The organism is Streptomyces pseudoechinosporeus (assembly GCF_054783935.1).
The window spans coordinates 119,296-140,627 of sequence record NZ_BAAGPS010000010.1 but is presented as its reverse complement, the minus strand read 5'-3'; the positions used below and the strand labels follow the sequence as shown (position 1 = coordinate 140,627).

The window sequence follows — 21,332 nt, the reverse complement described above, 5'->3', positions numbered from 1 at the left end:
TTCCTGTGGCCCGTACGCTCGACGCCATGTCCTCGCATGCCCATGCCCATGCCCGTGCCCATGTCCTGGTCCTGGGCGGCACGGCTGAGGCCCGCGAACTCGCCGAGTCCCTCGCCGCCCGGCCCGGCGTGCGCGTGACCACCTCGCTCGCGGGCCGGGTGTCGCGGCCGGGGGCGCTCGACGGGGACGTACGCATCGGGGGATTCGGCGGGGCGGAAGGGCTCGCCCGGTGGCTGCGCACGGAGCGCGTGGACGCACTCGTCGACGCCACGCATCCCTTCGCCTCGGGCATCACGGCGAACGCGGTGCAGGCCGCGAGGGCCGTGGGCGTCCCGGCGGTAGTCCTGCGCCGCCCCGGCTGGCAGGCAGGGCCCGGCGACCGCTGGCACTCGACGGCCTCCCTCGCCGAAGCCGCCGACCTGCTCCCGTCGCTGGGCCGCCGCGTCTTCCTGACGACGGGCCGACTGGACCTGGCGGCCTTTGCCCCGCTCTGTGAACTCCACTTCCTCGTACGCTCGGTGGACCCTCCCGAGCCGCCGCTGCCACGCCGCACGGAAGTCCTGCTGGCCCGCGGCCCGTTCACGGTGGAGGCCGAGACGGCCCTCCTGCGCGAGCACGCCATCGACGTCCTGGTGACGAAGGACAGCGGCGGCACCTCGACGTCAGCGAAGCTGACGGCTGCCCGCGCCCTCGGCGTACCGGTCGTGGTGGTACGCCGCCCTCCGCTGCCGGAGGGGGTGGCGCCTGTGGCCGATGTCGCCGAGGTGCTGGCTTGGCTGGACGGCGGCCTTTCGGGGACGGGGTCCTGAGCGGGGGCCGACGCGGGGCTGAATCAATTTGCGGCTCCGCCGCGCGGGCGCGACCAGCCACGACGCACCCGCAGCTTCGAACCGCCTTGCCCGCGGAGCGCTTACCCCCGTGGCCGCCTGCGCAGCAAGTACGTATCCATGATCCAGCCCTTCCGCTCACGAGCCTCCGCGCGGAGCTCGGCGATACGGGCTGCCGTGTCCGCGAGCGGGCCCGAGGCGAGGATCTCGTCCGGGGTGCCTATGTAGGCGCCCCAGTAGATGTCGATGTCCTGGTCGGCGTACCGCTGGAAGGCCTGGTGGGCGTCGAGCATGACGACGACGTCGTCGACGCCCTCGGGGAAGCCTTCGGCCAGGCGTCGGCCCGTCGTGATCTGAACCGGTCCGGCGACCCGATTGAGGCCCGTGCGATGGCGGGCGACAAGGGCGGAGACGCTGCTGATGCCGGGTACGACGTCGTAGTCGAAGGCCACCGCGCCCCGCTCGAGGATCTCCTCCAGGATCCCGAGCGTGCTGTCGTACAACGCGGGATCGCCCCACACGAGGAACGCCCCGCTCTCCTCCTCGCCCAACTCCTCGCCGATCAACCGCTCGTAGATGTCGGCGCGGGCCCGGCGCCAGTCCCCGACAGCGGGGGAGTAGCCCGCACCACCGGCGGCCCGGTCCCGCTCCGGATCGCGGGCCTCCACCAGCCGGTACGTCCCCTCCGGTATGTGCGCGTCGAGCATGTCACGGCGCAGCTGAACGAGGTCCGACTTCACCTCGCCCTTGTCCAGGATGAAGAACACGTCCGTGCTCCGCAGGGCCTTGACCGCCTGAAGGGTCAGCTGGTCGGGGTCGCCCGCCCCAATGCCGATGACATGAATCTTTCGCACACCCCGAGTCTGCCCCACGCCACTGACATTCGGATCACCGCACCTGATCAGAACAGTCGGCAGGCCCTCAACCCCACGCCCTACGCCTTGCTCCCACGCAGCCGAGGAGCCCACGCCTCCGCGTCCACCGCGGCCTCGTCCCGCTCCACGACCCCGGCCAACTCCCGTGCCCAGGTAATAAGTTCCGGCAACTCCATCCCGTACGGCCGCTCCTGCCCGGCCTCCGCCCCCCACTCCTCGACCGCCCCGGCACCCCGCCGCAACAGCCGCGCCCCACCCGTGAGATTCCCGCGAGCCGCATGAGTGAGCCCCACCGCGAGCTGGGCCAGCCCACGCCACAGGGCCCGTTCCTCCTCCGGCCCCGACTTCCAGGCGTCCTCGAAGACCTCGTGCGCATGGAACGGCTTCCCCGCCTCCAACAGCGCCTGCGCCTCGTCAACGGTCTCCTCAGGCGTGCGTACGACCCCTTCAGGCTGCCGCTCCACCCCGTCGGCCCCGTACGGCAACGGCCGCCCGAGCCCGTCCCGCGGCCGAGCGCTGCGCGCCCGCCCCTCGGCGTCCCGGTCCCGCCCGGCGTCAGAAGTACTACCCATACTCCGATTGTCCCCGCCCTACGCCCCCTTCGGAGCACGCCGCGGCGTGCGGTAAAGTGCTCTTCGCGCGATCACGCGGTTCACCGCGACGGTCGCATCGGGACGTGGCGCAGCTTGGTAGCGCACTTGACTGGGGGTCAAGGGGTCGCAGGTTCAAATCCTGTCGTCCCGACAGTGTGAAGGGTCTTCGCAGGTGAACACCTGCGGGGGCCCTTTTCGTGTGGGTCGTTTCCGGTCTTCGGGGTTGAGCACGCCGCTCATCGGCGCCTTTACTCGGAGGCCGGCGAGGATGCCGCTGCTGGACCTGGACAAGATCACTGCGGGGCTGTCGACGACCTGGTCGGGGTTCCTGCGGGACTGGGACCGCGCGCTGCGGTCGGGGAACTATCCGGAGACCACCCGGTACAACTATCTGCTGGCGGCCGCCCAGTTGGGCCGCTATCTGGGGGAGTAGTCGCCGGATCCGGACGCCGACGCGGCGGCCGAGGATCCGGTCGAGGTCACGAGGGCGCACGTGGAGGCGTTCCAGGCGTGGATGACCGAGACGCGGTCGGCATCGACCGCGCTCAACAAGCACAAGGGGCTGCAGCGGTTCTTCAAGTGGCTGCTGCTCGACGAGGGCGAGATCGACCGGTCGCCGATGGAACGCGTCCGGCAGCCGAAGATGCCGCAGAAGCTGGTCCCGGTCATCCGGGACGACGAGACCACGAAGGTCCTCGGCACCTGTCGGGGCAAGCAGTTCGTCCAGCTGCGGGACGAGGCGATCATCCGCCTGTACTGCAACACCGGGGCGCGGCTGTCCGAGGTCGGCAATCTCCTGCTCGACGACATCGACCTGACCACCGAGTCCGTCCACTACCACGGCAAGGGCAGCAAGGACCGGCGGGTGCGGTTCGGGCCGAGGACCGCGCGGGCCGTCAGCCGCTATCTGCGGGCCCGCGCCAAGCACAAGGCGGCCGACCTGCCGGAGCTGTGGCTGGCCGAGCGGGGGATCCGGCCGCTGGCCCCCAACGGCATCAAGATCATGCTCAAGCGGCGGGGCCTCGCGGCCGGCCTGGTCAAGCTGCACGCCCACCGGTGGCGGCACACCTTCGCCCACGAGTGGAAGCGCGCCGGCGCCGACACCGGCGACCTGATGCTGCTGCTCGGCTGGACCTCGCAGGAGATACCGCGCCGCTACGGGGCCAGCGCCGCCGCCGAACGCGCCCAGGAGACCCACCAGCGGATCGGAGTCGGCGATCATGTCTGAGCCCCGAGTGATGCCGGTGCGGCGGGGCGCGGTGCGTGAGCAGCGGCTGGCCTTCCGCGCTGTCACTGTGATCGCGGGGATGGTGGTGGGCCTGGCCTTCCTCTTCGGTTTCGGCAACGTGTGGATGCTGGCCCTGCGGCTGGGCGTATCCGCCTGGGTGGCCCCGCTCGTTGCGCCCGCCGTGGACCTGTCGGTCCTGGCGCTGCTGCTGGCGATCCGCTACCTCGCCCTCTATGGCGCCCCCGCCGCGGCCTTGCGCCCGGCCCGCAGGCTGCTGCTCCTGTCCAGCCTGCTGACGCTTGCCCTGAACGTCACCGAACCGCTGCTCGTGGGCGCGTACGGGCGGGCGGCCTTCGACGCGGTCGGCCCGCTCCTGCTGATCGGCTGGGCAGGGGTCGGCCCCGGCCTGCTGCAGGCCATCAGAGGTATCCGCGCTGTCGCCACCGATGCGCCGAGAGCACCATCGGGCGGGCCTGGCCCCACCGGCGGGCGGCTGCGCAGCGTCCAACCAGTCGAACTCGGCATCTGGGGAGACGGCGGCGGCGGTGATCTTCTCGAGCGAGCTCGGGCGGAAGATGCCCGGCACTGGCAGACCCACCGGCGGCCGATCTCTGCGGAGACACTTCGCAAGCGTCTGCATATCGGCGCGGCGCGTTCCCGTGCACTGGTCGCCGTTCTGCGTGCAGGAAGCGTGCCGGAGGTCGAGAGCGGGATCCGGGCTGTAGCGCGCTAGGAGTATGGCCGGTCGCGTGGTGACCGGAGACGGTGCACGGTGCACCGTGCGAGTGTTCCGGGCCATCCCGCCTCTGAGGCATACGAGGGAACGGGCGTCACGTCGAACTGGACGGTTCCTGCGAGGTTCTTAGTAGCTGCTTAGCAATTCTTTAGTAGGTCCTGACCTGCCAATTTGCCGACAGCAATTAGCGGTTGATCCAGCACCTAACGCCTCGGACGACCGCTACTGAAGGGCGAAGAGGAACACAACGACGCGCACCGTAGGATGCGGGCTCGCCTCGTGCGTGTCCAAGCTCAGCGAGGCGCTGCCGGGAGCAGGAACGCCGTTGGCCGACTGAACCCGCAGGGCTTAACTCCTGCCTATTGAGGACATGGCCACGCCAATGGTCGCCCAGCGTGCCGTTGCAGAGTCCCTCAGCAGTTGCCGCGCATGCGCGAGTCATCGAGTGCACACAGACGTTGCGCTGGTCATCATGCGATCCTGCACAGGTTCGAGCCCCCGGGGTGGCACCGACAGCATCTGTAGGGTCTCGTACCCGCGGTGAGCTGGTGCTTTCCGCGACGGTGACGGTGCCGAAGGTGTCCCGGCGGCGCCGTCGTGGGAGTGGTTCCCGGTGAGCGCCCGGGGCGAAACACCGCGCGACGAGTCTGTAGACCTTCGTGACGCTCCTTCGAATGCCGGTGCCGGTGTCGGGTTTGAGGTGTGGGTGCGGCGTGGCTGTGCGCTGGTGGTGGCGTCGGTGGCCGCGTATGCCTCCTATGTACATCAGCGGGCGTTTGCCCTGCAGGGTGGGGCGGATGCGGTGAGCGCCACGTTGTGGCCGTTGTCGGTGGATGGTCTCTTGTTGCTGGCGACGGTAGGGGCTGCTCAACTCGGCCCGCAGCGTGGGGCGTCGGGGGCGGGCTGTGGTGTGGCTGGCTTTCCTCCTTGGTATCGCGGTCTCTTTGGCGGCGAATGTGGCGGCTGCGCCTGCGTTGGAGTGGAAGCCGGTGTTGGTGGCGGGCTGGCCTCCGGTGGCCCTGCTGCTCTCGGTGGAACTGCTCGCGCACCGCGGCGGTCGAGAGGACGCCGAGAGTGCGGGTGGTCCGGCGACGGCTGCTGCCGAGACTCGGCACGGCGGTGGGCCGACGAGTGACCGAGACGAGACGGAGGACGCCCGGCGAGAGGAAGCCGTAGCGGACCGAGACGAGACAGCGGTGGGTCGGCGAGAGGCGAGCGAGAGCAGTCGAGAGTCGGAAAGGACACAGGCTCTGCCGTCGAGGGGGGATCGGTCTCGGCCGAGCGAGGTGACGGCGGAGGAGGTGATGTGGAATCACTTCGAGCGGCAGTTGGCTGCCGGGCGTGTGCCCAGCGGCGCGGAGCTGGATCGGGTGGCGGGCACGAACAACTACGGACGCGCCGTGCTGGCTCGCTGGCGCCGTGCAGGCCGGATCCCGGGCACAGCGGACCAGGCTCGTCCGAACGGAAGCCGCGATCACTCATGAGCACGGTCCGGATTCCCTGGTGCGGCTGGGCAGGTTGTGCTGGTCCGGCAGGGTGATGTGGAGGAGATGTCGCTAGCCATAGCGTTACGAAGCCTTGTTCGGGCGGGATCCGCCGTCGTCGGCCGGGCGGCGGCGAGTTCCTTCGCCCTTGTACATACCTCGTTGACCGCGGCGGTCTCGTACGGGCGGGCCGAGTTGAGCAGGGTGTTGAGCCGGGACGCGACGAGGGTGGAGTCGATACAGGCGGTGTCGTCGAGCGACTGGCGGGCCGCGGCGGCTCCCTGCTCGGCTTCGCCCTCGTCGAACAGCGCGGCGGCCAGGCCGACGCGGTCCATGACGCGGACGCGGTCGAAGCCGGGCTTCCTGAGCTTGAGGGCGCCCTCGAAGTGGATGCTCGCGGGTCGTTGGCCCCGGTTGAGTCCGGTGAGGTCGCGGGCGGAGACCGCGCGGGCCCCGGCGTGCTCGGCCGCGTCGAGGTACCGACTCGGGGACGTCGTCGCCGAGCCCGTCCGCCAGGAGCTCGTCGGCGCCGCCGAGAGGCGCGTCACCCGGCCGGTCTGTGAGGCGACCAGCGCCTTCGTCGCGGGCAGCGTGGCGTACATGGCGGCGACGCCGAGCAGGCTGATGGCATCCTGCGGGTTCCCGAGGTAGATCATGTCGTCCGGACGGTTGCGGCTGCATGCCTGGTACTACACGGTCGAAACCGTCGAAGTCCTCACTGCCGCGCCCGGCCGCCGCACCTTCAAGCCCCTGTGACCCGACCGGTCCACGGCCCCGCACACCCGTATGAGGCGGGCTCCTTCCAGGCGGTCTCGCTCTGTCCGCTAGCGCGGGTGCCTCTGCCGCTTTGCTGTCTCGGACCGTCCGCGGGGGGCTCGACGGGCGGTGCGGTGAGGCGGGTCTGGCGGAGAGCCGGGAACAGTCATCGAAGGGGTGTGCTTTCCCGCAGGACGACGTTCGTAGCGACCGGTACGATCCGCGAGGCGTCGTCGTCGGAGAGCGCGAGTTCCATTGCGCGGAGCCCGACCTGCTGCAGAGGAACGGTCACGGAGGTCAGCTCCGGGACGACGTCCACCGCTGGGCCGATGTCGTCGAAGCCGGCGACGGCGATGTCCTGGCCAGGGACAAGCCCGGCGTCGCGGAATGCGGTCATCACACCGATCGCCATGACGTCGCTGACCGCGAAGACGAGTTCCGTGCCGTTCAGTCCCCGCTGGACGAGCTCCTCAGCCGCCGCACAACCCCCTCGGCGGCTGAACTCGGCTTCGACCACCAACCGTGCGTCGATGTTGATGCCGAACTCGTGCAGGCCCTCCACGAAGCCGTTGTACCGGTCACGGGACGTCCTGAGTCCGGTTCCTGCGCGGACCACCGCGAACCGCCGGTAGCCGAGGCCTACCAGCGCGCGGGCAAGCTGCCGCGCTCCACCGTAGTTGTCGATGCTGACGGTGTGGAACGGCAGGTCGTGCTGGCTTATCAGGACCACACTGCCGCCCGCTTCCCGGTAGGCGTCAAGCTCCTCGACGAGGGTGTCGCGGGTGCCGGTGCCGTCGATGCGACTGCCGGTCATGATGATGACGCGGGGGCGCATGCCGCGCAGCGTCTTGACGATCTGGAGTTCCCGCTCCGGGGAACGGTCCGCGACCGCCATGGTCACGATGAGTCCGGCAGCCTCCGCTGCCTGCGTCACCCCTCCCGCGATGGAGGAGAAGTACGGGTCGTCGACACCGCTGACGACCAGCGCGGCGATGTTCGTCGAACCCCGCGCGATCGCCTGGGCGGACAGGTGCGGCGCGTAGTCCAGTTCCGCGGCCGCGGCGAGCACACGGTCGACGTTCTCCTGCCGGACGTTGCGGATGCTGCCGTTGAGCACCCGCGACGCCGTCGCCTGTGAGACGCCCGCCGTCCGCGCCACATCACGCAGGGTCGCCTGGTGCTCCCCGGATACGGCCTCCCCGCGACGCCGTACAGGCGCTGCCGATCCATCTTCCATGCCGCACATTGTGCACCGAGCCGCGCAGCCCAGAAGGTGCGGAGTGAATGCCGAGGTCACTCCGTGGGTCGGCCGTTCACTGGTGTCGTGTGCGCTTTCCGCTGCCTTTGGCCGGTTCCCCCCCCCGCGGCCGCGATACGCGTCGGGCCTCGACTACGCGCATGTCTGGCGGGGCCCCGACCGGGCCAACTCGACCACCTTCCAGCCGGGCGACCGCATCCGGAGTCGGGCACCGGCACTTCCGCACCCCCGTCGGCGGCCTGGCCAGGGTTGTCCTCGGGTAACGTCGACGGCGGCTCGTTTTCGTGGTGCGGGAGGGACGGCACGATGCCCCATTCAGCGAGGGCGACCGTCACCCTGCGTGACGTTGCTGCGACCGCCGGCGTCTCGGTCGCGACAGCGTCACGAGTTCTGGGCGGCAGTTCCCGGACGGTCGCGGAGCACTACCGGCAGCGGGTCCTCTCCGCCGCGGCTGCGTTGCGCTACACCGCGGACGCCTCGGCCCGGGCGATGCGGCGCGCCAACGACTCGATCGCGGTCGTCGGCGACGACCTCACGACCCCGTCGATGGGAATGGTCGCCGCGGCGATGGAACGGCGGGCGCGCGACGCCGGGGCGTTCGTGACCGTCTCGTCGACCCACGGCACGGCCGAGCGCCAGCTCGAAACCGTCCGGTTGCAACGTGCTCTGCGGCCGCGTGCGCTCATTCTGACCTCGAGCCGCCTCGACACGAACGCTCTCGGCGGGCGCCTGCTCGACGAGTTGCTCGGCTACGAACGCGAGGGCGGCCGGGTGGTGATCGTCGGTGACACCGACATGCCGTTCGACTCCATCAGCTTCGACAATCACGGCCCCGCGAAGGAACTGGGCACTTATGTCGCCGGGGCGGGACACCGGCACGTGACGATCCTCGCCGGCGTGCGCGGGCGGGGGAACGTCTCCGCCCGCACCGCGGGCTTCGTGGCCGGGCTTCGCGACGGCGGCGTCGAGGAGCGGCACATCCGGATCCGGCATGGTGCGGTGAGCCGCCAAGGGGGGTTCGACGTGGCGCGGCGGCTGGTCTCCGAAGGGCTGGAGCCGCCCCACGCGGTCCTCGCCGCCAACGACACCATCGCCATCGGTGCGATGTCAGCCTTCCGGGCTGCCGGGGTGACGGTGCCGACGGACGTCTCGGTGACCGGGTTCGACGACATCGAGCTCGCGATCGACGTGACACCGCGGCTGACGACCGTGTCGTTGCCGCTGGCGGAGGCAGGTGCCGAGGCGGTCCGCCTCGCGCTCGCGGATTGTGCGGAAGCAGAGCATTTCATGATGTGCGGGCAGGTCGTGGTGCGCGACAGCACAGCGATCCGCGTCCACTGAACGAAGCCTGAGCCGACCGCGCCGCCGGGGCACTCCGACCGCCGCACACAGAGTCTTCGGGTCACCAGAACCTGACACGCGAAAGACTCATTTTCACGTGCTGACCGACGTTTGACGCCTTCGAGCACGGGCGAACACTGCACGGAATGCGATTTCCCACCGGGAGTAGACACCTTCGCTTCCGTGAGTGGCGCCTTCCAAGCCGCCCCTGCACCGGGGGCAGCAGTGGCCAGTGCCTGCGCCGCACCGCACCGATGAAGCCGATCATCTGGTGGGCGCCGGTCCTGTCCGACATCCAGCCCTCACCTTCATGGGCGGAGATCCGCCTGCACTGCTGGGTCCCGCGGGGAGACGGGTGCTTGAGCAGCCAGTGCGGAGCGCCGTCCGAAGCGGCCGGGCTGCCGCACGGCTCGCTGTCGAGTGGCGTCGCCGGTTTCCGGCAGGGCCTCCACGACGCCGAGGCGTTCATCTGCTCGAAACCTTGACGCGCTCGATCTCCGCTGGGCACACTGCGCGGAATACGTTTTCCCGGTGCCGCCCGAGGGGCGGGCGCGAGGCTTCTCGACGGCCGGTTTCACATCCGGAGGCACTGTGACACTCGAAGCACGACTCCTGGAGCCGCCGCCGATCTCAGCCCTCGACGGGGCATGCCCGGCCGGACCGGTGCCCATGTCGTCGGGCACCCGTTGGTGCGTCCACCGCACGGTCCCGAAGTCCCCGCGCCCCGCGTCGTTACGTGACGTCTCGGCTGGAGGCGTCACGACAGGAGCCGGTACCTCACCACCGCAGACGACAAGAAGAGGACAATGACCGTCAACCGAAGACTTGTGTCACGAGCGACAGCCGCCGCACTGTGCGCGCTGGCAATCGTGCTCGCGTCGATCGTGCTCATCCCCGCGCAGCAGGCCTTTGCCGCAGGCGCCACGTACTACGTGAGCGCGACCGGCAACGACAGCAACGCCGGCACCAGCAGCAGCGCGCCTTGGCGCTCGCTGAGCAAGGTGAACGCGAAGACATTCCAGCCCGGCGACACCATCCGCTTCGAGGCCGGTGACAGCTGGACCGGGCAGCTGTGGCCGAAGGGGTCGGGCTCCGACGGCGCCCCGATCACCATCGACAGCTACGGGGCGGGCGCCAAGCCGAAGATCGCCGGACAGGGCACCGTCGGCGACGCGGTGCGGTTGAACAACCAGGAGTACTGGGAGATCCGCAACCTCGACGTGTCCAACGCGGTACCGACGGGGACGACAGACGGTTCGAAACTCGGCGACTTCCGCGGCATCGGCGTGCACGGTGACAACGGCCAGACCCTGCACCACTTCGTGATCGACTCGGTCGACGTGCACGACGTCACCGGCGAGGTCAAGTGGGTCGGCGGCAGCACCACCGACAACAAGCCGGGCATCAGCTTCGCGCAGGGCTGGGACCGCTCGAAGAACACCGGCGGCATCGCCTTCCTCACCGGCGTCCAGGACATCACCGCCCCCGGCGCCCCCACGATGCTCGACGGCATCACCGTGCAGAACTCCACCATCAAGAACACCTCGTTCAACGGGATCGTCACGAAGCAGTACGCCGGTGACGCGCCCGGTGCCGTCTACACCGGCTGGGGCAAGCGCGCCACGGCCAGCGACACCAACTGGAAGCCGTACACCAACGTCACGTTCCGCGGCAACTACATCACGCAGGCGAACACCCCCTTCGGCTGCAACGGCATCTACATCACCGGCGTCCGAGGCGCACTCGTCGAAGGCAACGTGATCGACCGGGTCGGCGTCTCCGGCGTCGAGACCAACATGGCCGACAGCGTCACCGTCCAGCACAACGAGATCATGGGCACCCGCCTCTCGTCGGGCGGTGCCGACCAGAACGCCCTGGACCCCGACATCGGCACCACCAACCAGCTGTTCCAGTACAACTACCTCCACGACAACGGCGACGGCATCCTGCTGTGCGCGTGCAACTCCGCGGTCAAGTTCGGCAGCGTGGTGATCCGCTACAACGTCATCACCGGCAGCAAACGGTGGAACATCCACATGTCACAGCAGACCGGCTCGGTGGCGCACGTCTACAACAACACCTTCGCCAACACCGATTCGCCGACCATGGTGAGCGGCGGTGTCGGCGGCAAGGTGACATTCACCAACAACCTGTTCGTCTCCGGACAGTCCGCACCCGAGTTCAGGCAACAGTCGACCATCATCTACAACAACAACGGGTACTCGTCCAACCTGACAACTCGGCCCTCGTCCGACGCGAACGCCGTGGTCGGCGCTCCGCAGTTCGTGAACGCCGCCGTTACGGGGCCTTACGGTGACGAGAACGGAACGAGACTCGGCACCGCGGCGAACTTCGCGCTCCAGTCCGGATCGCCGTTCGTCGACGCCGGCGCCACCGTCACCGGCAACGGCGGCCTCGACTACGCCGGGGCTACTGTGCCGATCGGGAACGGTCCGGAGATCGGTGCCTTCGAACGCGGCGCGCCCGACATCGCGTTCACGGACACGTTCGACGGCCTGGCGACCGGCGCGCTCGCCAACGGGACCAACGGATGGCGAGTCATCTCGACCAACAACCAGATCGACGTGGTGGCGACGCCGTCCGCCACCGACAGGAGTGTCCGGCTGACCCGCACCATCGAAGGTGGCGGCACCGACGGGACCAACCTCGCCCGGCTCTTCAGCACCCCGCTGCAGGGCGTGGTGACCGTCGACACGCAGGTGATGCGCAACGACACGCAGGCCGGCTGGTTCGGGCTGCCCTACGTGTACAACGCCAGCGGTGCCCCAGCCGTCAGCGTCGCGTTCGCGCGCGGCGAGATCCACGCGTACGAGGGAACCACGGACCGTGTGATCGGTACGTACACGAGTGGCAAGTGGTACCGGGTCACGCTCACCGTGGACACCGTGAACCAGCGCTTCGACCTGGACATCGACGGCCGGCGCGTGGTGAACGACGCGGCGTTCCGCACGTCGATGCCGGGGATCGCGAAGGTCGCGTGGTACTCGAACGGGGGCGAGCGCGGGGCGGTGCACGTGGACGACGTCCGGATCTCGCGCGGTACCGGATTCGGCCAGTGACAGCCAGGTCCAGCCGGCGGCGCGGCATTCGGGTAAGTGCACCCGATCCGGCAAGCGCTTCCACCGCCAATGGTGCCCAGCTCAAGCTGACGTCCTGAAAAGAGAAATCAGCTCTGCCAGGCCGATATCGGCCTGGCAGAGCTGATTGCCGTACTGATCAACGTGGTTAAATCTGCTTCAGCCTGGCGCTTACCACCGGTACATAGAATGTGGTGATACCCGCCTTGTTGGGATGTGTTCCCGATCCCTCTGTGCCAGGGAAACCGTTGACCAGGTCGTCGAATGTGTATTTCGCACGCTGGGCGTCATCGCGCGTGTCGAACGTGGTGTCCCCGAAGATGTCGGCAATGGCGATGTCCCACTTGTGACAGGCCTGCAAGGTCACCTCGCGCAGTGCCACCTGAGTGTCCCAGTCCCGCGAACCGAGTTTGTGGGCGGCGACGTACACGATGCGGGCGGTCGGCCATTTCCGCTTCATGGTGTGCAGCGTCTTCTCCAGCGCTTCCGCGTAGGTGCCGATCGTGTACGCGCGGTCCCTGAAGATGGACTGGGCGTCGTTGGTGCCTCCGTCGAAGATGACGAAGTCCGGCGCGATGTCGGTCGCATCCTCGACCTGCACAAGTATCTGCCCACCGGAAGCATATGGGTCGGCGCCGATGGTCGCGCCGTTCCGGGCGAACTTGGTGAGGGTCATGCCCTCGTGCTCCGCAACGACGTCCATAAAACTATGCGGATACACATGTCCGTACACAATGCTGTCGCCGAAGGCGTAGACGCTCTTGCCCGCCAACCCAACGTTCACATCATCTCCTTGCAGCTTCGCTATTTCAGGTTTGATTTTAGGCAGAACATTGACCCGTTGGGTGATCGGCGCGTAAATTAAGGAAACAGAAAGCGCTTACTGTCGTGAACTGGAGTGTTGACACGCACATGAGCACAACCAACACTGGATTGCCCGGGGGCGTCGCCGTTTCACATCTGTCGGTATACGACTGGCCTGCCGCCGACGGGGCGTGCGGCGGTACGCCTCATATGCATTTGGCGTGTTCAGAGGCTTACGTCGTCACCGGCGGACGCGGGGCCGTGCAGACGCTGACCGCATCCGGGTACGAGGTCACTCCGCTCCAGGCCGGTACGGTCGCCTGGTTCACGCCCGGCACCATCCACCGGCTGGTCAACGAGGGCGATCTGCGGATCACCGTCCTGATGCAGAACAGCGGGCTGCCGGAGGCGGGGGACGCGGTCCTCACACTGCCCCCGCAGTACCTGACCGATCCGGAGACGTACGCCCGTGCCACCGCCATCCCGGCTGACGCGCCCGAGGAGGAGCAGGAGCGCGTTGCCCGGGCCCGGCGGGACCTCGCCCTGGAGGGTTACCGGGCACTGCGGGAGGCCGAGGGGCCACAGCTCCTGGCCGCGTTCCACCGGACCGCCGCCGCGCTGGTGCGGCCGCGCATCGCCGAGTGGCGCGAGCGGTGGCGGCGAGGTGCCGAGGCCTCCGCCGCGGCCACTGGGGCGCAGCTCGACTGGCTGGAACGGGGAGAGTCCCCCCACCTCGCGGATGCCGCCGTGAGGTCCGAACAGCCCGTTGCCCGTGGGAAGTTCGGGATGTGCGGTCGGCTTGACGTCTACCAGAACTGATGCCGGTGTGCGCTTGAGGCCCGGCAGCGTGCGCGGCCGGGCCGGCTCGCGCCTGAAGGTGACCGGACGGCAGCGCCGGCAGAGGGTACGGACAGGGGCCGCTTGCCCTGCGCCCACTTCGGCGGCGCCCGCCCTTGGTCACCGCCTGCGGCTGTGACGCCCGGTCGCAGGCGGCTCCCCTGTCGACTCCCGCCAGATGATCCGGAGTAGGGGTTCATCCTTCGTCTCGGGCGCTGTATCGAGCAAACCCGCGATCAACTTGGCCATGGCCTTGGTGCCGAGTCGTTCGAGGTCCACGTCGACAGTGGTCAGGGACGGGGTCATGAACTGCCCGACCCCGACATTGTCCCAACCGGTCACACTGACGTCGCCCGGCACGTCCCAGCCACGCTCCCGGGCGCCCCGGACGACGCCGGCGGCGACGAGGTCGTTGGCCGCGATCACCGCGGTCGGCCGCGCATGGCTCGGGAGCGACTGTATCGCCTCGATGCCGGACTCTCCTGACCAGTCTCCGTCGAAGACCCCGACGGACTCGAGCCCGAGGCGTTCGACGGTCTCCAGATAGCTCTGCTTGCGCGCCCTCGCGGAAGCGAACTGCGCGTCGCCCGCCACATGGAGGAACCGCGAGTGACCGAGCGCCGCCAAGTGCTCGATCATCTGCACCACGGGCGTGGCGTCGGTCAACTCCCCGATGCCCCGCATCTCGTCGTCGAAGTCGGCCGAGATCACCACGGCGGTCCTCTGGTGCAGCTTGTTCTGCACCGAGGGGAGCACGGGAGAGAGGGAGAGGATGCCCTCGAACTGTCCCGAGTCGGCGAGCTCCAGCAGGCGGTCGCTCCTCGCATGTACGCCGCCCCCGGCACTCACGACGTCCACGAAATACCCTGCGGCGTGTGCCGTCGCGCTGGCTCCTGCCAGCATGCGGGACGGGTTGAAAGCCATGGCGGGCATGAGGATCGCCAGCCGGCCGGTCTTCCGCGTGCGCATCGACCGCGCCACCAGGTTGGGACGGTAGTCCAGTTCCCGTATGGCTTTCTCCACGCGTTCCAGGGTCGCGGGCTTCAGCCCGCCGTTGAACCGCAGATACCGCGAAACCGTCTGGGGTGACACTCCGGCGAGTCGCGCCACATCGGTGATCGTAGGCCGTCGTCGCGCCGTGTCAGCGCCGTCCATCCGCTTCCCCCACCTTCCGCCAACGTTCGGTGAAGTCAGAGACTACACACTCTTGACGCAAAAAGTGATCGTTCACTATGGTCCTCGCAACCCGAAGAGTGAACGATCACTTTTTGGTCACGCGGGGCCCGGGACAGGCCCGCACCACTGTGTTTCCGATGCCGCCGCTCAAGGGAGCAGTGCCGTGAGCTCCATCAACGAACTACGCCGGCTGCGCGGGTCCCAACAGGGCGCGCGACAGCAGAACAAGGCGGCGTTCTTCTTCCTACTGCCATGGTTCGTCGGGCTCTTCGGGATCACTCTCGGCCCGATGATTGCCTCGCTCTACCTCAGCTTCACCAAGTACAACCTGTTGCAGCCGCCGCAGTTCAGCGGACTCGACAACTGGACGCGCATGGTCGACGACGAGCGTCTGCACAAGTCGCTCGAGGTGACGTTCAGCTATGTCCTGGTCTCCGTCCCGTTGCAACTGGCGATGGCCCTGGGGCTCGCCCTGCTGCTGGACAAGGGAGTGCGTGGCCTTGCCTTCTACCGATCCGTCTTCTATCTGCCGTCACTGATCGGTGGCAGCGTGGCGATCGCCGTGCTGTGGCGCGCGATGTTCGGGACCAACGGCCTTGTCAACGAGGCCCTGGCCCTCGTCGGTATCCAGGGGCAGGGCTGGATCTCGGAGCCGGGAACGGCGCTGTCGACCCTCGTGGTCCTCAACGTCTGGACATTCGGCTCACCCATGGTGATCTTCCTCGCCGGGCTGCGACAGATTCCGACCTCCCTCTACGAGGCGGCCTCCGTGGACGGCGCGAAGCGCTGGCGCCAGTTCCGCAGCATCACCATTCCGCTGCTGACACCCATCATCTTCTTCAACCTGGTGCTGCAGATCATCCACGCCTTCCAGACCTTCACCCAGGCCTTCGTGGTCTCCGGCGGTACCGGAGGGCCCGCCGACTCCACCCTCTTCTTCTCGCTGTACCTGTACCAGCGCGGGTTCGGCCACTTCGACATGGGGTACGCGTCCGCACTCGCGTGGGTCCTGCTCCTCATCGTCGCGGCCTTCACCGCCGTCAACTTCTGGGCCTCAAAGTACTGGGTGTTCTACGATGACTGACCGCACCGCAGCCGTACCCGGCTCGCTGCCCGCCCCCCGCCCTCACGCGATACGTCGGATCAGGCGCGCGGTGCGCGCCCCTCTCAAGCACTGCCTGCTGGCTCTCTGCGCCTTGACGATGCTTTACCCCGTCCTGTGGATGGTGGTCAGCTCGCTGCGTCCCAACAGCCAGATCTTCCGCAGCGCGGGACTCGCCGTGACACACCCGCGCCTCGAGAACTACTCCAATGGTTGGAACGCCTTCGCCCAACCGTTCAGTCACTACATGATCAACTCGGCGATCGTCGTCACCGGCGCGATCCTCGGGAACCTCCTCGCCTGCTCCCTGGCCGCGTACGCGTTCGCCAGGCTCGAATTCCGGGCGAAGCGCGTGTGGTTCGCCATCATGCTCGTCACCATCATGCTGCCGATCCACGTGATCATCGTGCCGCAGTACGTCCTGTTCTCGGAACTCGGCTGGGTCAACACGTTCCTGCCCCTGATCGTGCCGAAGTTCCTGGCGACCGACGCCTTCTTCATCTTCCTGATGGTGCAGTTCATCCGTGGTATCCCGCGCGAACTCGACGAGGCCGCACGGATCGACGGCGCCGGGCACGCGCGGATCTTCTTCCACGTCATCCTGCCGCTGATGGTCCCGGCCCTGGCGACCACCGCGATCTTCACGTTCATCTGGACCTGGAACGACTTCTACACCCAGCTCATTTACCTGACCGACCCGGACATGTACACCACGCCTCTCGCGCTGCGTACCTTCGTCGACCAGCAGACCGCGACGGACTGGGGCTCGGTGTTCGCCATGAGTGTCGTGTCGCTCGTTCCCGTCTTCCTCGTCTTCCTCGCCGGACAGCGCTTCCTGCTGCGAGGCATCGCGACCACCGGCGGCAAGTAACTGCGGGGGCTACTGCCGGACATGCGGAGGCGACCGAGCCATGACCGCTCGGGAACACCGCAGCCACCAACCCGACCCACCCATCAGGCCCAGGAGAAGCACATGAACCCCAGCCCCTTCAGACGCGTCGCGATCGGAGCGGTCGCCTCACTCTCGCTCGCACTGACCGCCTGCTCCGGCGGCAGCACCGGATCCGCTTCCGATCTCAGCGACAAGCCGGTCACCATTCGCGCCACATGGTGGGGAGCGGACGCCCGCGCCCAGCTCACCAACGAGGTCATCGCGGCGTTCGAGAAGAAGTACCCCAACATCACGGTCAAGGGGGAGTACAAGGACTGGAACGGATACTGGGACGCGCTCGCCACGACGACCGCGGCCAAGGACTCTCCCGACGTCGTCCAGATGGACGAGCTCTATCTCGCGTCGTACGCCGACCGCGGAGCGCTGTACGACCTCGGCCAGGCCAAGAAGCTCCTCACCACCTCGCAGTTCGACGACCAGGCCCTGGCCACCGGGCAGGTCGACGGAACGCAGTACGCACTTCCCGTCGGCATCGGCGTCATGTCCGTCGTCGTGAACACCGATCTGTTCAAGAAGTACGGTGTGGAGCTTCCCGACGACAAGACGTGGACGTGGGACGACTACGCCAAGATCGGGAAGCAGCTGACCGACAAGAGCGACGGCAAGATCCATGGTGTGGCCGGAGCACCCGGCTTCGACGCCGGCAGTCTCAAGTACTGGGCTCGTCAGCACGGCGAAAACCTCTTCGACAAGGACGGCAACGTCTCGTTGAAGCCCGAGACCCTCGCCGGCATGTGGAAGTACGGTCTCGACCTGGTCTCCTCCGGGGCCAGCGCCAAGGCCTCGACGATGGTCGAGGACCTGACCGCCGGTGTCACCGCCGGCAGCTTCGCGACCGGCAAGGCGGCCATGATGGGGGCCTACAACACGCAGGTCACCGCGCTGCAGGAGGCGACGGGCGCGAACCTGCGGCTGCTGCAGCTGCCCCGCGTCGGTGACACCAAGGCGAACTTCTTCAAGCCCTCGATGTACTGGGCGGTCTCCAGCCAGAGCAAGCACCCGGCCGAGGCAGCCGCGTTCGTCAACTTCATGCTCAACGACCAGAAGGCCGCCGACATCCTCAAGACGGAGCGCGGAATCCCCGCCAACAAGGAGATGCTGAAGCACCTTCAGCCGGGTCTGGCCGGGACCGACAAGGCGGCAGCCGACTACATGAACGCCGTGACCCCCGGTGAGTCGCCGGTCGTGACCCCCAACGGCGGAAGCGTCATCGAACCGGAGCTGCAGCGCTACAGCCAGGAGGTCTACTTCAAGAAGACCTCGCCCGAAGCCGCCGCGAAGGCCTTCATCAAGGAGCTCCAGGGCGAGATCGACGCGGCCAAGTGACCTCCTCCCCGGGGGCCGTCGCCGCTGCCCACGGCCCCCGGGAGCCCCACGAGAAGTGGGCCAGGAACCAAGAGAGAGAAAACACCCATGCCCAGCCTCCGGCCGCCGTACCGCGTGGCCATCATCGGCACCGGCGGTATCGCCCACGCTCATGCCGAAGCCCTCACCGAACTCTCCGAACGCGCCCGGCTGGTCGCCGTCGCCGATGTCGACCCCACCCGCGCCGCCGAGTTCGCCGACCGATTCTCCGTGCCGCACGTCTTCAACGACCCGCAGGTTCTGCTTGACAGCGAAGATCTCGATCTCGTACACATCTGTACGCCCCCGCAGACCCACGTACCCCTGGCATCCATGGCGATGCAGGCCGGCGTAACCGCCCTGGTGGAGAAGCCGACGGCGTTGAGCCTGCGTGAAATGGACCAACTGGCCACGGTGCAGGAGCGGACCGGCTCCAAGGTCCTGACCGTCTTCCAACACCGCTACGGCGCTGCTGCCGTACGCCTGCGACGGCTGGCCCGCTCCGGCGCACTGGGCCGGCCACTGGTCGCCGCCTGCGAGACCCTCTGGTACCGGCCCGACGCGTACTTCGAGGTGCCGTGGCGGGGACGCTGGGACGTCGAGGGAGGCGGCCCCACGATGGGACACGGCATCCACCAGTTCGACCTGATGCTGTCGGTCCTCGGCCCCTGGTCGCTGATCACCGCACTCGCCGACCGCCAGGCCCGGCCCACGGACACCGAGGACGTCTCGATCGCCGCCGTCCGCTTCGACAACGGAGCCCTCGCCACGGTGGTCAACTCCCTGCTGTCCCCCCGGGAGACCTCGCGCCTGCGCTTCGACTTCGAATACGCCACGGTCGAACTCGAGCACCTCTACGGCTACCGCGAGGAGCACTGGCGGTTCACGCCGACTCCCGGTTACGAGGAGCTCTCGGCCCTCTGGGCCGACGGTGACGAGCCGGACATCACGAGCGGCCACAGGCTCCAGATCGAGGCCGTGTTCGAAGCCTGGGAGACCGGTCAGGAACCCGGCGTATGTCTGCTGGACGCGCGTCGCACACTGGAGTTCGCGGCGGCGACGTACGCCTCGGCCTTCCGCGGTGTCCCCATCGCCGCGGGCGAACTCACCGACGACGACCCGTTCACGCTCAGCATGGACGGCGGCGCCGTGCCGTGGGAACCGGTCAAGGAGGCCCTCGTATGAACGCTCTTGAGATCCGCCACGACCTCGATACCTCGATCACGGTCCGCGACGGCGGCACCGAGCTGTTGCGCTACGTGTACCAGCCGGACACCGTCCGGCTGGAATCACCCAAGCCCTACATCCATCCCCTGCGCACCCGGGCCGGCAAGGCGGTCAGCCTGTTCCGTCCCCACGACCACGTGTGGCACAAGGGCATCGCGTGGTCCCTGCCCCACGTCGGCGAGGAGAACTTCTGGGGCGGCCCCACGTACATCCACGGACGCTTCTACGTCCAGCTGGAGAACAACGGAACCCAGGCCCACCGCCGGGTCGTCGCTCTGGACAGGGCCGACGGAACGGCGACGTTCGCTCACGACTTGGACTGGACCACCCAGTCCGGCGCGCTGTTCTTCACCGAACGCAGGACGCTGCGAGCGAGCCTGATCTCCCCGCACGCCTGGGCGTTGACGTTCGAGACGCGGATGACGAACGTCTCCGGAAGGGACGTCGCGATGGGATCGCCGACCACCAAGGGACGGGAGAACGCAGGCTACGGCGGCCTGTTCTGGCGGGGCCCGCGGTCGTTCACCGGCGGGCAGTTCGTGACCGAGGAAGGTCTGGGTGGCGACGAGGTCCGTGGGCGGCGCATGGAGTGGATGGGTTTCGCGGGACGCCACGACGAGACGGACGAGCAGTCGCTCGTGCTCATGGTCGACGACGCGTCCAACCCGAGTCACCCGCCGCAGTGGTTCGCCCGGACGCAGGAGTTCGCCTGCCTCAATCCGGCGCCGTTCTTCAGCGAGGAGCTGACCATCGAGGACGGCGCGACGGTGCGGTTCTGTTACGGCGTCGGGATTGCCGACGCCGACGCGAACGCGGCTCCCGCACTCGCGGACGCGGTGCGCCGGGCGCTCACACGGCCGGATACGTCCGCGTCTGCCGGAGAGTCCGCGTGAATGCAAGGAAGTGCGGATGGGACCACTACATCGAGCGGGACTGCCGCGCTCCCGGTGGCCGCGGGACAGTGAGGGATGCGGGCCGCTTCGCGCCGGAGTGAGCCGACCTTCTCACTGCGCAGGCCCCTGCGGCGTGCACTCCCGCACGCAAGGGAGTGCACGCCTTCCTCGCCACCCCGTCTGCTGCGATCGCAGTAGACGGGGGTGTCTGCGAACGGCCAACGAACACCTCCGGCCGCGCCATCGTCTTCGCCGGCTGACCGTCGTCGTCTCGCTGCTCGGCATGCTCACCCTCAACGTCGGCATCATCAACGGCATGGCCATCGGCGCGGCCGTCACCGTCGTCCTGACCGTGCCGGCTGCCATCACCCTGCTGCCGGCGCTGCTCGGGTTAATTCATGACACTCCCGTCGAAGAGCGATGGAGTGTCTGACGTTCTCGTGGTCATCGCTGTTGGGGCAGACGGCTCGGCCGGGTGACTCGTGGTCAGTGGGCTCAGCCACGGGGGGTGTACCGGGCCCCGTTCGATGACCGGCATGGGGTTCCGGTGACAATCGGGTCGTCGGTTGTGGTCGAGGATCAGTCCGATGGACGTGCGGCCCATGGCTTCGTGGGGCAGTTCGACGGTTGTCAGGCCGGGCCTGAGACATGAGGCGAGTTCATCGTTGCCGAAGGACACCACCGAGACGTCCTGCGGGATGGAGAGGCAGAGGTCGGCCAGCGCCCCTGGTACGTGCCGAAGGCGAGGCGGTCGTTCATGCAGAGCAGGGCGCGGATGTCACTGCGACGTCCCAGGAGGGC

Annotated in this window: 22 protein-coding genes and 1 tRNA gene; 16 read left to right on the top strand and 7 right to left on the bottom strand. The window is 68.2% G+C overall.

Features of this window, described 5'->3' with window-relative positions:
- Nucleotides 1-26 precede the first annotated feature (26 nt).
- The gene (locus tag ACYVO6_RS15850) at nt 27-809 is read left to right on the top strand and encodes a cobalt-precorrin-6A reductase (RefSeq protein WP_461061632.1); all 783 of its coding nucleotides are present in this window, start codon (nt 27-29) and stop codon (nt 807-809) included.
- A gap of 101 nt (nt 810-910) precedes the next feature.
- On the opposite strand, the gene cobF is transcribed toward ACYVO6_RS15850, so the two are convergent.
- Both cobF and ACYVO6_RS15840 read right to left on the bottom strand, forming a co-directional pair.
- A complete protein-coding gene (gene cobF / locus ACYVO6_RS15845) occupies nt 911-1,681 on the bottom strand; it encodes a precorrin-6A synthase (deacetylating) (protein WP_461061630.1) in 771 nt (256 codons plus the stop codon).
- A gap of 80 nt (nt 1,682-1,761) precedes the next feature.
- A complete protein-coding gene (locus tag ACYVO6_RS15840) occupies nt 1,762-2,274 on the bottom strand; it encodes a DUF309 domain-containing protein (protein WP_461061628.1) in 513 nt (170 codons plus the stop codon).
- A 98-nt stretch (nt 2,275-2,372) separates the two neighbouring features.
- Between ACYVO6_RS15840 and ACYVO6_RS15835 the strand changes: the two genes are divergently transcribed.
- The 5 genes from ACYVO6_RS15835 (at nt 2,373) to ACYVO6_RS15815 (ending at nt 5,394) form a co-directional block, all read left to right on the top strand.
- A tRNA-Pro gene (locus ACYVO6_RS15835) sits at nt 2,373-2,446 on the top strand.
- A 117-nt stretch (nt 2,447-2,563) separates the two neighbouring features.
- Nucleotides 2,564-2,728, top strand: a complete 165-nt coding sequence (locus ACYVO6_RS15830) for a hypothetical protein (protein ID WP_461061626.1) — start codon at nt 2,564-2,566, stop codon at nt 2,726-2,728.
- An 81-nt stretch (nt 2,729-2,809) separates the two neighbouring features.
- Nucleotides 2,810-3,523: a tyrosine-type recombinase/integrase gene (locus ACYVO6_RS15825; RefSeq protein WP_461061624.1), complete on the top strand. Its 714-nt coding sequence runs from the start codon at nt 2,810-2,812 to the stop codon at nt 3,521-3,523.
- Nucleotides 3,516-4,256, top strand: a complete 741-nt coding sequence (locus ACYVO6_RS15820; RefSeq protein ID WP_461061622.1) for a DUF2637 domain-containing protein — start codon at nt 3,516-3,518, stop codon at nt 4,254-4,256. The genes ACYVO6_RS15825 and ACYVO6_RS15820 overlap by 8 nt, the downstream gene beginning before the upstream one ends.
- A 616-nt stretch (nt 4,257-4,872) precedes the next feature.
- Nucleotides 4,873-5,394, top strand: a complete 522-nt coding sequence (locus tag ACYVO6_RS15815; protein WP_461061620.1) for a DUF2637 domain-containing protein — start codon at nt 4,873-4,875, stop codon at nt 5,392-5,394.
- 339 nt (nt 5,395-5,733) lie between these two features.
- On the opposite strand, the gene ACYVO6_RS15810 is transcribed toward ACYVO6_RS15815, so the two are convergent.
- Both ACYVO6_RS15810 and ACYVO6_RS15805 read right to left on the bottom strand, forming a co-directional pair.
- Complete coding sequence (locus ACYVO6_RS15810; RefSeq protein WP_461061619.1) at nt 5,734-6,399, bottom strand: hypothetical protein; 666 nt, start codon at nt 6,397-6,399, stop codon at nt 5,734-5,736.
- Nucleotides 6,400-6,665: 266 nt separating this feature from the next.
- Nucleotides 6,666-7,736: a LacI family DNA-binding transcriptional regulator gene (locus ACYVO6_RS15805; RefSeq protein ID WP_461061617.1), complete on the bottom strand. Its 1,071-nt coding sequence runs from the start codon at nt 7,734-7,736 to the stop codon at nt 6,666-6,668.
- A 327-nt stretch (nt 7,737-8,063) separates the two neighbouring features.
- Here ACYVO6_RS15805 and ACYVO6_RS15800 point away from each other — a divergent pair, with 327 nt between their 5' ends.
- From ACYVO6_RS15800 to ACYVO6_RS15790, 3 genes are all read left to right on the top strand, one after another.
- Nucleotides 8,064-9,098 carry a LacI family DNA-binding transcriptional regulator gene (locus ACYVO6_RS15800; protein ID WP_461061615.1) on the top strand — a complete coding sequence of 345 codons (1,035 nt, stop codon included), beginning with the start codon at nt 8,064-8,066 and terminating at the stop codon, nt 9,096-9,098.
- A gap of 359 nt (nt 9,099-9,457) precedes the next feature.
- Nucleotides 9,458-9,583 carry a hypothetical protein gene (locus tag ACYVO6_RS15795; RefSeq protein WP_461061613.1) on the top strand — a complete coding sequence of 42 codons (126 nt, stop codon included), beginning with the start codon at nt 9,458-9,460 and terminating at the stop codon, nt 9,581-9,583.
- 342 nt (nt 9,584-9,925) lie between these two features.
- Entirely contained in the window at nt 9,926-12,178 is a 2,253-nt protein-coding gene (locus tag ACYVO6_RS15790; protein WP_461061611.1) for a choice-of-anchor Q domain-containing protein, read from the top strand.
- Nucleotides 12,179-12,344: 166 nt separating this feature from the next.
- Here the strand turns inward: ACYVO6_RS15790 and ACYVO6_RS15785 are convergent, their stop codons facing one another.
- Nucleotides 12,345-12,980 (bottom strand): SGNH/GDSL hydrolase family protein, encoded by a 636-nt coding sequence (locus tag ACYVO6_RS15785; protein ID WP_461061609.1) that lies wholly within the window; start codon nt 12,978-12,980, stop codon nt 12,345-12,347.
- A gap of 128 nt (nt 12,981-13,108) precedes the next feature.
- Between ACYVO6_RS15785 and ACYVO6_RS15780 the strand changes: the two genes are divergently transcribed.
- Complete coding sequence (locus ACYVO6_RS15780; RefSeq protein ID WP_461061607.1) at nt 13,109-13,819, top strand: cupin domain-containing protein; 711 nt, start codon at nt 13,109-13,111, stop codon at nt 13,817-13,819.
- A gap of 138 nt (nt 13,820-13,957) precedes the next feature.
- Here ACYVO6_RS15780 and ACYVO6_RS15775 read toward each other — a convergent pair whose 3' ends face one another.
- Nucleotides 13,958-14,992 carry a LacI family DNA-binding transcriptional regulator gene (locus ACYVO6_RS15775; RefSeq protein WP_461061605.1) on the bottom strand — a complete coding sequence of 345 codons (1,035 nt, stop codon included), beginning with the start codon at nt 14,990-14,992 and terminating at the stop codon, nt 13,958-13,960.
- 193 nt (nt 14,993-15,185) lie between these two features.
- On the opposite strand from ACYVO6_RS15775, the gene ACYVO6_RS15770 reads away from it, so the two are divergent.
- The 6 genes from ACYVO6_RS15770 (at nt 15,186) to ACYVO6_RS15745 (ending at nt 20,964) form a co-directional block, all read left to right on the top strand.
- The gene (locus tag ACYVO6_RS15770) at nt 15,186-16,097 is read left to right on the top strand and encodes a carbohydrate ABC transporter permease (RefSeq protein WP_461061892.1); all 912 of its coding nucleotides are present in this window, start codon (nt 15,186-15,188) and stop codon (nt 16,095-16,097) included.
- Nucleotides 16,090-16,986 carry a carbohydrate ABC transporter permease gene (locus ACYVO6_RS15765; protein WP_461061603.1) on the top strand — a complete coding sequence of 299 codons (897 nt, stop codon included), beginning with the start codon at nt 16,090-16,092 and terminating at the stop codon, nt 16,984-16,986. The genes ACYVO6_RS15770 and ACYVO6_RS15765 overlap by 8 nt, the downstream gene beginning before the upstream one ends.
- Before the next feature lie 102 nt (nt 16,987-17,088).
- Nucleotides 17,089-18,393: an ABC transporter substrate-binding protein gene (locus ACYVO6_RS15760; protein ID WP_461061601.1), complete on the top strand. Its 1,305-nt coding sequence runs from the start codon at nt 17,089-17,091 to the stop codon at nt 18,391-18,393.
- Between the two features lie 87 nt (nt 18,394-18,480).
- A complete protein-coding gene (locus ACYVO6_RS15755) occupies nt 18,481-19,596 on the top strand; it encodes a Gfo/Idh/MocA family protein (protein ID WP_461061599.1) in 1,116 nt (371 codons plus the stop codon).
- Nucleotides 19,593-20,531 carry a DUF6807 domain-containing protein gene (locus ACYVO6_RS15750; protein WP_461061597.1) on the top strand — a complete coding sequence of 313 codons (939 nt, stop codon included), beginning with the start codon at nt 19,593-19,595 and terminating at the stop codon, nt 20,529-20,531. Before ACYVO6_RS15755 ends, ACYVO6_RS15750 begins: the two co-directional genes overlap by 4 nt.
- 283 nt (nt 20,532-20,814) lie before the next feature.
- Nucleotides 20,815-20,964, top strand: a complete 150-nt coding sequence (locus tag ACYVO6_RS15745) for a hypothetical protein (protein ID WP_461061595.1) — start codon at nt 20,815-20,817, stop codon at nt 20,962-20,964.
- Here ACYVO6_RS15745 and ACYVO6_RS15740 read toward each other — a convergent pair.
- Nucleotides 20,923-21,294, bottom strand: coding sequence for a substrate-binding domain-containing protein (locus ACYVO6_RS15740; protein ID WP_461061890.1), 372 nt, complete (start codon nt 21,292-21,294; stop codon nt 20,923-20,925). The genes ACYVO6_RS15745 and ACYVO6_RS15740 overlap by 42 nt on opposite strands.
- Nucleotides 21,295-21,332 lie beyond the last annotated feature (38 nt).